This is a genomic window from Escherichia albertii NBRC 107761 = DSM 17582 (assembly GCF_000759775.1).
Classification (GTDB): Bacteria; Pseudomonadota; Gammaproteobacteria; order Enterobacterales; family Enterobacteriaceae; genus Escherichia; species Escherichia albertii.
In genome coordinates, this window is sequence record NZ_BBMY01000019.1 from 42,862 (window position 1) to 52,163 (window position 9,302).

Below are 9,302 nucleotides of genomic sequence, written 5' to 3' on the forward strand. Positions count from 1 at the left end.
TTTCAACTCACAGGGATGGTTAACGAAAGTGGCTGGCCAGTGTCGTTGTGCTGGCCGGTTAACGTGACCGTCATTCGCCCGTCAAAACTGCGCTCAGTGGTGACGGATGACAGGGTGACGCGGGGTTCCCATTTCAGCACCGCCATGTAACAGGCGACCTTAATCTGCAACTCAAGCGCCGGGGTCTGCGGCTGGTCAATCATTGACGCCAGCAACGAGCCGTAATCACGACGCATCACCCGTGAGCCGACTGGTGTGCGCAGGATATCGCCGATACTCTGGCTGATATGCTCGAGGTCAGTGACCGTCAGGCCATCACTGCGATTCATTCCGAGATAACGCGCTGTCATAGAGGACTCCCGGTTGTGCCGCCGCTGTCGCCGGGGTGTTTATGAGTGTGCAGTACCTTACCGTTTGATGAGAGTTCACCGCCGGTGTGTTCAATGTTGCCGCGCATCGTCCCGCCCTTCTGCACTTCCAGCGTGCCGGTAATCAGCCTGTTGGTGCAGACCACCTCCGGTGTGTCCAGAGTGACGCGGGTTGATGCTTTCACCATGACCACCGGCACCGTGGCAGTAACAGAATCAGAAGCCGTCACGCTGGCTGTTTTAATTCCGCTTACCGTGAGTGCGCTGGTTTCAGGTTCATACTCAATCACCGCCCCGTCAGGGAAACGGATATGCAGGGCATCCGCCGACGCAGACGGCGCGGGGTTATCGCCGGAATAAATCCCCGGCAGAACGAACGCCGTGTCGAGTTCACCGCCCACGGCCAGAATCAGCACCTGTTCCCCCACGGAAGGTGCCCACCATGTGCGCGAACGACCGGCGCGATGGGTCAGCCACTGAAGCCAGTCGGTGCACATGCCGCCGGTCTGCACACGGCAGCGACCGGCGTTAAGGTCGGTTTCGACGATAATGCCGGTGCGGATCATGTTGCGCAGTGCGCGCGCGAGTTCCTGAATATTTGCGAGAGTGTTCATAACGGGAAGGATGCCGCCGGGTCATACCGGCGGCAATGTGACGATGAGGTGTCGGGAATGGCACAACTAACGGTCGAGATGAGCCAGGATAATCTCTTCAATCATCTGCACATCCTCACCGGTAAAGCCGAGCAGAGGACGCGCCGGATAATCAATTTTCTTACCGTCTTTCCGGTTTTCTTCCGACAGACCAAACTGATGCACGCTGGCGATTTTCGGTGACTTCCCGCCGTAAAATTCCATTGATGCCTGTTCCGGGCTGGCGCGGATATGCAAAAAACGACTGGTGATAAGTTTCGCAAACATTTTTCGCTTAACACGACCGGTCTTTTTTCTGGCGCTCTGCTGCTGGCGTGGCGCGTAGGGTGTGCCGTCCGGGGCTTTCTGTGCCATCACCCGGCGCTGCTGACTCTGACGCAGACGTTTCGCCAGTTCGGCGCTCAGTCGCCGACGCCCTGACGGTGACAGCGATTCAATCAGTCCGGTCAGCCGGTCTTCAAAACGCTTAAACTCATTCATCCCACTTGCTCACCAGTTCGCCATTGATATACAGCTCCATCGGGCGGGTGACCGGCTCCGGCGGCGGGGGTTCCGGGATATTCTTCACATGTAGCGCGCCGTCAACCTCACTGACCAGCGTGCGCTCGGTCAGCATCAGGCTGATGCTGATATCAAAGCTGCTGTCATTGTTGATGTCTGCATAAAATGTGAAGCCTTTTTTCAGGCCTTCGTCGGTGGTCATGATGTCGGGCTGATTTTCCCGCAGCCACGCCAGCACCGGCACGATGAGCAGGTCAAAATCACCGGTAAAGTCGGTCACAATGACATTGAGCGTGTAACGCTTTTCAAATGACAGCGACGTCGCCAGTGTGGAGGCAATACTCCCGTTATCCACGAATATCCGCAGCATCTCGGGACTGGTTTTCAGCACCGTGACGGCATCAGTCAGCGCCCTGCGCAGGCTGTCGGGTTTGAGCATCGTTTTCGTCCTGACAGTGTTTAATCATTTTTACCTGGCTGGCACAGCGTGCCAGCGCGTTCTCAAGCTGCCGGATATCGGCACTTAAATCGCCGTTCGTCTCCGGGTCACTGCCCGGCATCGGGCAAAGACTCACTTTCGGGCAGGCGTTGTGGACAATCACTGGCGTCGGTGCAGGCCGGGCGCTGGTGCAACCGGCGCACAGCATCAGGCAGGTCAGCGCCGTACCAGCGGCGAAAATCTTCGTTTTCATTAAGTAACCTCGTGATGGTTTTCTCGCGCTGTGCTTCACGCTTCGCGGCGTTCTCCAGCTCCTGACGCAGTGCAACCTGCGCCAGCTCGTTTTTATCTGCCCTGGTGATGGCAACATGAAGCTGATTTTTCAGCACGGTGATGGTCGTCTGCTGTTCACTGGCGACGTTGTTCGCCCTGCCCAGCGAAGCGCGCAGTCTGGCGTTTTCATGCTTCGCCAGAAACAGCCCCGCCACCGCCAGCGATAACAACACAACCAGTACAATCATCAGCTTTGACATGGTTCCCGCCCCTCAAAACGCTGACGACAGGCCGTGCGTATCAACCGGAAGAACACCGACGCCACGAGGTAAATCAGCGCGGTAAAAATCCACCCGGCAGCGACCAGCGAGATAAACGTCGCCACCATCACCACCAGAGCCGCCGCCCGTCTGCGCCACGGCACCGGCTGCAAAAACAGCGACGCGACAATATTCACGGCCAGCGATTCTGGCGGCAGCTCCCGCCCGTAGCGTTCCAGCACATACTCAGTGACATACACGCCGACACCACCGGCAACCACACAGATAACCGTCGCCAGAATCGCCCAGGCGGCGACAAAATTGACGGCCACGCTCTGCGGGTAAATCAGGGACAGTGCCAGCATCAGCGCCAGCGACACGTTCAGCATCAGTGAAAGGGATAATTTCTTCATGGTGTTTACTCCGTTTAAGCCGGTACGCCGCCAGCGGTACGCCAGACGGTGACCAGTTTTTCCAGTGAATGCTCACGCTGACCGTAACCGGCACCCGGCAGGGACGCCCAGATATTGCGACAGCGTGAAATGGCTCGCTCAATGCGTCCCGCCCGGATGTCATCCAGTGCACCGCGTTCGCGGATCAACTGAATGGCAAGTCTGTCCTGTGACAACGGACTGAAATCCGGCAGGGCAAGCTGTTTGCGGTAATGCGGCCAGAACAGGTAAAGCTGCTGATAGCGACCTGAGGCCGTGGATTTTTCACCGCGACGGTTAAACACCTTCGCCGGTCGGCCATGTGCGAACGGGTGGTCACTGTAGTCGGTGAAAATTTCCGGCTTCCCGTCCAGTCCGGTGACTATCACGTCATAGCCCCGGTTTTTCGTCAGCGGATGGTTTGCCGTCCCTTCGGACACGGCCAGCATGTCGAGAAAGGCGGCGATATTCTGATGCGTGTTAATAACCGGCATTACGGTTTCCCCCTACCCTTAAAGCGGCGCTGAATGGCAATCTCAATCACCTGATAACCGGCGATACCCAGCATGGAGCCGATACCGCACACCGCAGGCAGTGACAGGTCAGGAAACTGCACCAGAACAACACCGGCAACCATCGAGACAAAACCACCGAGCAACATGCGCCCGATAAACAGACGCGGGGTGATGGGTTCACCACCGGCAAGCACCTTGCCGACAACAATCAGCACCCCAATCATGAAAAGCGACAGGACGCTTTTTTCTTCTGCTGTCATGCGTTACTCCCACAGATTGACAGTTTCAGCCACGGGCGCGGTCTGAACGTCGGGCAGTTCGACGGCGGTGCCGTGTGGCAGCACCGCACCCAGTTCAGCCAGTCCCGGATTTGCGGCGAGCACGGTCTCAACCACGCCCTCAGTGCGCCCGTAATACCGGACACAGATGGCGTCGAGCGTGTCGCCCTGTAGCGCAAAGGTCTTCATCAGATTTGACTCACAATGCAGCGCGGCTTGTCCTGGATGCGCGCCACTGCCCAGCGCATATCCCGCCACAGCTCATCAATGGTGCTGTCAATGCTGTCGGCCTTCTTGTCGCCTTTGGCACTGGCATCCACGCCGCGATAACGCTCATAAAGCGATGCGGTCGCCATCGCACACACGGCGCGCTCGTAGTAAAAAACTTTGATGCTTTCACCGTCGATATCGTCCGCCGGGACTTCCGCCAGACGCGTAAAACCGGCGGCAATTTTCTGTTCGCGGTACTCGTACAGCTCCGCATTCGTCTCCGCCATGCCTGACTTGATGGCCTCACGCAGACGGGCGGGGGCGACGGTCTGCTCAAGGCGCATACGTTCCCGGACGCGCTTCGGGTCGATATCGGGAAAAAAGAACGTGTTTTTAATCACCGGCTCGTCGCCTGCCGGTTGCGGGATGACCACCGTACCCTCACCGGACACGGGAGCCTCCTTTCGCGGAATAATCAGCGTCATCATGACTACCTCTGAAAAGTCGGGCGGTGGACGCCGGTGCAGTGTCAGGTGATTCACCCTCACTGACCGGCGTGCCGCCCTGGCGCGGGGCGCATTCGGTTGTTAACTGGCTTTCTTTTTCGGGCGTCCACGTTTTGCCGGTGTCACGCTCCGGGTCTTACGCGGGGCGCGGGTGGCCGCTTTGGGCTGCGGCTCCGGCTTCGGTTTCAGCTCCCGCTCCAGTCGTTCAATCTCTTTTTTGACGCCTGCCTGACAGTCGAGCTGTGTCGCACGTTGCAGGTGAGCCAGCGCACCGGCGGCATCACCAGCGTCACGCAGAAACAGACCGGTGATTTTGTGCAGCTTTGCGCGCACTTCATCAGGCATGTCTGCCGTGGCGGTCAGTGCAAGGGTCTCCGTCAGCAGGCGGGTATCCACAGACTCACCGGCAGCGTGGGCGCGCATGGCCGCGAGCGCCACCTCCTCGGTGAACATATACGGCGGGGTGCGGCGGTGTTTACCCGGCATGGTCAGACCGTACTTCAGGGCATAACGGGCAATCTCCAGCGCACCGGCAATATCGCCGGTATCCAGACGCCACAGCATGACCGTCATCAGAATGTCATCCTGTGCACCTTTGCCCTGCTCCAGCACGCCGTTCACCCACGGCAACCAGAACGGCAGCAGTTCGCGTTTTTTCGCGGCCTTCAGCTCTTTTGAATAAATCGCTTTCAGTGTGCGCTGGTCTGCGGCCAGCTTGACCAGCATCTGCTCATAGACAGTTGCATGTCGCAGCGGGGCGGCGTCCCGCTGCGCGGTCATCGCTGCCGAGACCCGCATCATGTGGCGCTGTGCGGGACTCGTCATCGGTTACGCTCCCGGCTCTGCGGTCACTTTAGTCGGTGTGGAGAAGTCACCGACCTTAATTTTTTCCACCAGACAACCGGCGGCGTAGTCTTCCACCACGTAATCAATGTTCATTGACTCGTAGTTCTCCACGCGGTCGAGTTTCGGGTTTTCCACAATCACGCGGCGATGGCTGTCATCCATGTAGTAGATGGACAGGTTTTCCAGCTTTGTGATGAGCATCGCATCCGCCGGGAAGTACGGGACGCGTACCGCCGGCAGGTTACCGATGCGTTTCTGGCTGATGATGACGTCAGCGGCCAGCATCTCGCTGTTGTCCTGCTCCTTGTTGACGATGGGGAAATACTTGTCCGCCAGTAGCTGACGCCCCACAATCACCACAAGGTCAGGGTCTTCCTGATACCACGGCTCAATCAGGTTGTTGGTCGCATCCATCACCAGTGCATCGAGGCTGGCATAATCACCGCCCTTACCCACGCGGATGACCTCAGAGGTCGTGTGACCTTCCTCGTCAGTAACCTTGCTCATCACGCGCGCCGGGGCTTCATTGCGGTATTTCTGCAGCCAGCCGACCGCCACATCCTGCAGCATCTGGTTACTGCTGCGGTCAGAGGTTTCGGCACGCCTCACGCCGTTAAAACCGGCCATGATTAAATCAAGGGACTGGCGTTTGATAATGGCGTTACGGACACGGAGCTGGAAATCCTGATAACGCGCCCACAGGTCAAGCGTTTTGTAGCGGATATAAAAATCGAAGTTAATCTGGTCGCATTCGTACTTGTTTGACGCCAGCTTCGAGAAGTCCTTCGGCTGACGCTCGGTGCCACCGGCGGTGTCTGTGGTGCTGGCGATGGAGCCGGTGACACCAATACCAATTTTTTCCCCTTTCATTTCGCTGACCGGCACAATGTTGATGCGGGTCAGAAAGTCAGAGGACTCCTGCATGGTGTTCATCAGGGTCTGGGTGACCGACGGTTCAACGGTGAATTTTTTCGACACATCACCGGCGTCGATGCCGTTCAGTTCGGCAACACGGGACAGGTAAGCATTAAATTTAAAGCGGGTTTCCTGGCGCATAGTTTTTCCTGAAATTAAGGGTTAATCGTGAAGGTTTTCCCGGACTGACTGACGCCGGTCAGCAGTTCGTCATCAGGGCGTCACCGCCACCACCGGTGGCCTTGCTGCGGCGCTGCTGGGTCAGACTTTCGGTGTGGTCGAGGCTGTTTTTCAGGCGGGTGAATGCCTGGCTGGTTTCATCCGCCCTGTCAGTCACATCCTGCTTAAGTGCGGAAAAGGCGGTTTCCATCTCAGCGAGGCGCTGCTCAGTGGCGCTCAGTTTTTCCTGCACATGTTCAGCAACAGCGGTCACCGCTTCATGCACGTCATTCAGACGGGCGTCATCGCTGGCCTGTTTGCGGCCAAAAATGGATTTCACCTTTTCGGTCAGGGCGGTGAACACGGTTTCAGGCAGGTCTTCAAATTCCAGCTCAACAGGCGTTGCCACTGAAATCAGGTTTTCAGGGCTTAATTTGAAGCGGTTCAGGGGGTTGTGTTTTGCCGTGCGGCAGAATTCCAGGTATTCCGTGCCGAGGCTTGCCGGGTCATCGGTGACGGCCAGACCCACCAGATAACATTTGCCGGTATTGGCAAAGTTCGGCTGAATTTCCATTGAGGTATAGACCTTCTGCGCGGCCTTGTTCATCGCGATAAGGTCATCGGTCGGGGTGATTTTCGCAAACAGCGCCCATTTGCCTTTCAGCGCCGAATCATCGTCAATCTTTTCGGCCTTCAGTTCGGCCACATCGCCATAACGCTTAAAAATACCGTCAGGCAGGATGCCGCGCAGATGTTCCAGGTTAATGCGGCAACCATAGACACGCGGGTCAAAGGTTTCGGCCATTTCCTGAATATCCTGCGCACTGATGACACGCCCGTCACAGGTGTCACCCTCAACGCCGATACGAAAGAATTTTGAGACTTTTTTTGCCATTGTCAGGAGTCCTGAATAGTGATTAGAGGAGTCACATGTCGGCATCAGTTTCCCGACGATGCGCATCCTCCGCCATCAGTCCCGGATGGCTTATCACTGACACAACAGCACCTTAGCGAATCGCAGGGCGCGACTCAGTAGCCTTGCCGTGTATTTATCACGGCGAGGTATTCATGACCATCACCACAGACACCACTCTTTTACACGACCCGCGTCGTCAGGCGGCGCTGCTGTACTGGCAGGGGTTTTCCGTGCCGCAGATTGCCGCCATGTTGCAGATGAAACGCCCGACGGTGCAGAGCTGGAAACAGCGCGACGGCTGGGACAGTGTTGCCCCCATCAGCCGTGTCGAAATGAGCCTGGAAGCGCGGCTGACCCAGCTCATCATCAAACCGCAGAAAACCGGCGGTGATTTCAAGGAAATTGACCTGCTCGGACGCCAGATTGAACGACTGGCGCGGGTCAACCGTTACAGTCAGACCGGCAACGAGGCAGACCTTAATCCGAACGTCGCTAACCGCAACAAAGGCGGGCGTCGCAAACCGAAAAAGAATTTTTTCAGTGACGAGGCCATCGAAAAGCTGGAGCAGATTTTCTTTGAGCAGTCTTTCGACTATCAGTTGCACTGGTATCGCGCCGGGCTTGAGCACCGCATCCGCGATATCCTGAAATCCCGCCAGATTGGCGCGACGTTTTATTTTTCCCGCGAGGCGCTGCTGCGTGCCCTGAAAACCGGTCATAACCAGATTTTTCTGTCGGCCAGTAAAACGCAGGCGTATGTGTTCCGCGAATACATCATCGCCTTTGCCCGTCTGGTTGACGTTGACCTGACCGGTGACCCGATTGTCCTGGGCAATAACGGCGCAAAACTGATTTTTCTCGGCACCAACTCCAACACCGCGCAGAGTCATAACGGCGACCTGTACGTCGATGAGATTTTCTGGATCCCGAATTTTCAGGTACTGCGTAAGGTGGCATCAGGTATGGCCTCACAGAGTCACCTGCGCTCGACCTATTTCTCCACCCCGTCCACGCTGGCGCACGACGCCTACCCGTTCTGGTCGGGTGAACTGTTTAACCGGGGACGCGCCAGCGCCGCCGAACGCGTGGAAATCGACGTCAGTCATAACGCCCTTGCCGGTGGGCTTCTCTGTGCGGACGGCCAGTGGCGACAGATTGTCACCATTGAGGACGCCCTGAAAGGCGGCTGCACGCTGTTCGACATTGAGCAGCTCAAACGCGAAAACAGCGCCGACGATTTTAAAAACCTGTTCATGTGTGAATTTGTTGACGACAAGGCATCGGTGTTCCCGTTCGAGGAGCTGCAACGCTGCATGGTCGACACGCTGGAAGAATGGGAAGACTATGCGCCGTTTGCCGCCAATCCGTTCGGCTCCCGCCCGGTATGGATTGGTTACGACCCGTCACACCGTGGCGACAGCGCCGGATGCGTGGTACTGGCACCGCCGGTGGTGGCCGGTGGCAAATTCAGAATACTTGAGCGTCACCAGTGGAAAGGCATGGACTTTGCCACCCAGGCTGAATCCATCCGCAAACTCACCGAAAAATACAACGTCGAATACATCGGTATTGATGCCACCGGCCTCGGTGTCGGCGTGTTCCAGCTCGTGCGCTCGTTCTATCCCGCCGCGCGCGACATCCGCTACACGCCGGAAATGAAAACCGCAATGGTGCTCAAGGCAAAAGACGTCATCCGCCGTGGCTGTCTGGAATACGACGTCAGCGCCACCGACATCACCAGCTCGTTTATGGCTATCCGCAAGACCATGACCAGCATCGGACGCAGTGCCACCTATGAGGCCAGCCGCAGCGAGGAAGCCAGCCACGCCGACCTCGCCTGGGCGACCATGCACGCCCTGTTAAATGAGCCACTCACCGCCGGTATCAGCACCCCGCTGACATCCACCATTCTGGAGTTTTACTGATGAGCAAGAAAAAAGGGAAAACACCGCAACCTGCGGCAAAAAAAATGACCGCCAGCGCCCCGAAAATGGAGGCATTCACCTTTGGTGAGCCGGTGCCGGTACTCGAC

General features: G+C 57.3%; 15 protein-coding genes and 1 pseudogene. 2 read left to right on the forward strand and 14 right to left on the reverse strand.

Annotated features, from left to right (window positions below; all coding sequences use genetic code 11):
- Nucleotides 1–2 precede the first annotated feature (2 nt).
- The 14 genes from EA14781_RS05640 to EA14781_RS05705 all read right to left on the reverse strand — a co-directional run bounded on the left by EA14781_RS05640 (nucleotide 3) and on the right by EA14781_RS05705 (nucleotide 7,249).
- Nucleotides 3–350, reverse strand: coding sequence for a GPW/gp25 family protein (locus EA14781_RS05640; protein WP_000127164.1), 348 nt, complete (start codon nucleotides 348–350; stop codon nucleotides 3–5).
- A complete protein-coding gene (locus EA14781_RS05645; RefSeq protein ID WP_001093710.1) occupies nucleotides 347–982 on the reverse strand; it encodes a phage baseplate assembly protein V in 636 nt (211 codons plus the stop codon). Before EA14781_RS05645 ends, EA14781_RS05640 begins: the two co-directional genes overlap by 4 nt.
- A gap of 66 nt (nucleotides 983–1,048) precedes the next feature.
- Entirely contained in the window at nucleotides 1,049–1,501 is a 453-nt protein-coding gene (locus EA14781_RS05650) for a phage virion morphogenesis protein (protein WP_001001780.1), read from the reverse strand.
- The gene (locus EA14781_RS05655) at nucleotides 1,494–1,961 is read right to left on the reverse strand and encodes a phage tail protein (protein WP_000917183.1); all 468 of its coding nucleotides are present in this window, start codon (nucleotides 1,959–1,961) and stop codon (nucleotides 1,494–1,496) included. The genes EA14781_RS05650 and EA14781_RS05655 overlap by 8 nt, the downstream gene beginning before the upstream one ends.
- The gene (lysC, locus tag EA14781_RS25410) at nucleotides 1,924–2,169 is read right to left on the reverse strand and encodes an Rz1-like lysis system protein LysC (RefSeq protein ID WP_225103931.1); all 246 of its coding nucleotides are present in this window, start codon (nucleotides 2,167–2,169) and stop codon (nucleotides 1,924–1,926) included. Before lysC ends, EA14781_RS05655 begins: the two co-directional genes overlap by 38 nt.
- Nucleotides 2,069–2,494, reverse strand: coding sequence for an Rz-like lysis system protein LysB (gene lysB / locus EA14781_RS25635; RefSeq protein ID WP_000040636.1), 426 nt, complete (start codon nucleotides 2,492–2,494; stop codon nucleotides 2,069–2,071). Before lysB ends, lysC begins: the two co-directional genes overlap by 101 nt.
- The gene (locus EA14781_RS05670) at nucleotides 2,482–2,907 is read right to left on the reverse strand and encodes a DNZ54_00345 family protein (protein WP_000736574.1); all 426 of its coding nucleotides are present in this window, start codon (nucleotides 2,905–2,907) and stop codon (nucleotides 2,482–2,484) included. The genes lysB and EA14781_RS05670 overlap by 13 nt, the downstream gene beginning before the upstream one ends.
- A 14-nt stretch (nucleotides 2,908–2,921) precedes the next feature.
- The gene (locus EA14781_RS05675; protein ID WP_001144101.1) at nucleotides 2,922–3,419 is read right to left on the reverse strand and encodes a glycoside hydrolase family 24 protein; all 498 of its coding nucleotides are present in this window, start codon (nucleotides 3,417–3,419) and stop codon (nucleotides 2,922–2,924) included.
- A complete protein-coding gene (locus EA14781_RS05680; protein WP_000123123.1) occupies nucleotides 3,419–3,700 on the reverse strand; it encodes a phage holin family protein in 282 nt (93 codons plus the stop codon). The genes EA14781_RS05675 and EA14781_RS05680 overlap by 1 nt, the downstream gene beginning before the upstream one ends.
- 3 nt (nucleotides 3,701–3,703) lie before the next feature.
- Complete coding sequence (locus EA14781_RS05685; RefSeq protein WP_000846409.1) at nucleotides 3,704–3,907, reverse strand: tail protein X; 204 nt, start codon at nucleotides 3,905–3,907, stop codon at nucleotides 3,704–3,706.
- Nucleotides 3,907–4,416, reverse strand: a complete 510-nt coding sequence (locus EA14781_RS05690; protein WP_000988642.1) for a head completion/stabilization protein — start codon at nucleotides 4,414–4,416, stop codon at nucleotides 3,907–3,909. The genes EA14781_RS05685 and EA14781_RS05690 overlap by 1 nt, the downstream gene beginning before the upstream one ends.
- A gap of 99 nt (nucleotides 4,417–4,515) precedes the next feature.
- Nucleotides 4,516–5,259: a phage terminase small subunit gene (locus EA14781_RS05695; RefSeq protein ID WP_000203418.1), complete on the reverse strand. Its 744-nt coding sequence runs from the start codon at nucleotides 5,257–5,259 to the stop codon at nucleotides 4,516–4,518.
- A gap of 3 nt (nucleotides 5,260–5,262) precedes the next feature.
- Nucleotides 5,263–6,336 carry a phage major capsid protein, P2 family gene (locus EA14781_RS05700; protein ID WP_001248590.1) on the reverse strand — a complete coding sequence of 358 codons (1,074 nt, stop codon included), beginning with the start codon at nucleotides 6,334–6,336 and terminating at the stop codon, nucleotides 5,263–5,265.
- 58 nt (nucleotides 6,337–6,394) lie between these two features.
- Complete coding sequence (locus EA14781_RS05705) at nucleotides 6,395–7,249, reverse strand: GPO family capsid scaffolding protein (protein ID WP_001085948.1); 855 nt, start codon at nucleotides 7,247–7,249, stop codon at nucleotides 6,395–6,397.
- A gap of 173 nt (nucleotides 7,250–7,422) precedes the next feature.
- On the opposite strand from EA14781_RS05705, the gene EA14781_RS05710 reads away from it, so the two are divergent.
- On the forward strand, nucleotides 7,423–9,195 hold the full coding sequence (locus EA14781_RS05710) for a terminase ATPase subunit family protein (RefSeq protein WP_000156857.1): 1,773 nt from the start codon (nucleotides 7,423–7,425) through the stop codon (nucleotides 9,193–9,195).
- Nucleotides 9,195–9,302 (forward strand): annotated as a pseudogene (locus EA14781_RS24155) (phage portal protein); the annotation flags it as partial. The gene EA14781_RS05710 and the pseudogene EA14781_RS24155, both read left to right, overlap by 1 nt.

Coding starts and splice junctions, on each gene's coding strand:
- EA14781_RS05675 (WP_001144101.1), bottom strand. CDS start 3,419: ATGCCGGTTATTAACACGCATCAGAATATCGCCGCCTTTCTCGACATG.
- EA14781_RS05710 (WP_000156857.1), top strand. CDS start 7,423: ATGACCATCACCACAGACACCACTCTTTTACACGACCCGCGTCGTCAG.
- EA14781_RS05645 (WP_001093710.1), bottom strand. CDS start 982: ATGAACACTCTCGCAAATATTCAGGAACTCGCGCGCGCACTGCGCAAC.
- EA14781_RS05640 (WP_000127164.1), bottom strand. CDS start 350: ATGACAGCGCGTTATCTCGGAATGAATCGCAGTGATGGCCTGACGGTC.
- EA14781_RS05655 (WP_000917183.1), bottom strand. CDS start 1,961: ATGCTCAAACCCGACAGCCTGCGCAGGGCGCTGACTGATGCCGTCACG.
- EA14781_RS05680 (WP_000123123.1), bottom strand. CDS start 3,700: ATGACAGCAGAAGAAAAAAGCGTCCTGTCGCTTTTCATGATTGGGGTG.
- EA14781_RS05685 (WP_000846409.1), bottom strand. CDS start 3,907: ATGAAGACCTTTGCGCTACAGGGCGACACGCTCGACGCCATCTGTGTC.
- lysC (WP_225103931.1), bottom strand. CDS start 2,169: ATGCTGTGCGCCGGTTGCACCAGCGCCCGGCCTGCACCGACGCCAGTG.
- EA14781_RS05700 (WP_001248590.1), bottom strand. CDS start 6,336: ATGCGCCAGGAAACCCGCTTTAAATTTAATGCTTACCTGTCCCGTGTT.
- EA14781_RS05670 (WP_000736574.1), bottom strand. CDS start 2,907: ATGAAGAAATTATCCCTTTCACTGATGCTGAACGTGTCGCTGGCGCTG.
- EA14781_RS05690 (WP_000988642.1), bottom strand. CDS start 4,416: ATGATGACGCTGATTATTCCGCGAAAGGAGGCTCCCGTGTCCGGTGAG.
- EA14781_RS05705 (WP_001085948.1), bottom strand. CDS start 7,249: ATGGCAAAAAAAGTCTCAAAATTCTTTCGTATCGGCGTTGAGGGTGAC.
- lysB (WP_000040636.1), bottom strand. CDS start 2,494: ATGTCAAAGCTGATGATTGTACTGGTTGTGTTGTTATCGCTGGCGGTG.
- EA14781_RS05650 (WP_001001780.1), bottom strand. CDS start 1,501: ATGAATGAGTTTAAGCGTTTTGAAGACCGGCTGACCGGACTGATTGAA.
- EA14781_RS05695 (WP_000203418.1), bottom strand. CDS start 5,259: ATGACGAGTCCCGCACAGCGCCACATGATGCGGGTCTCGGCAGCGATG.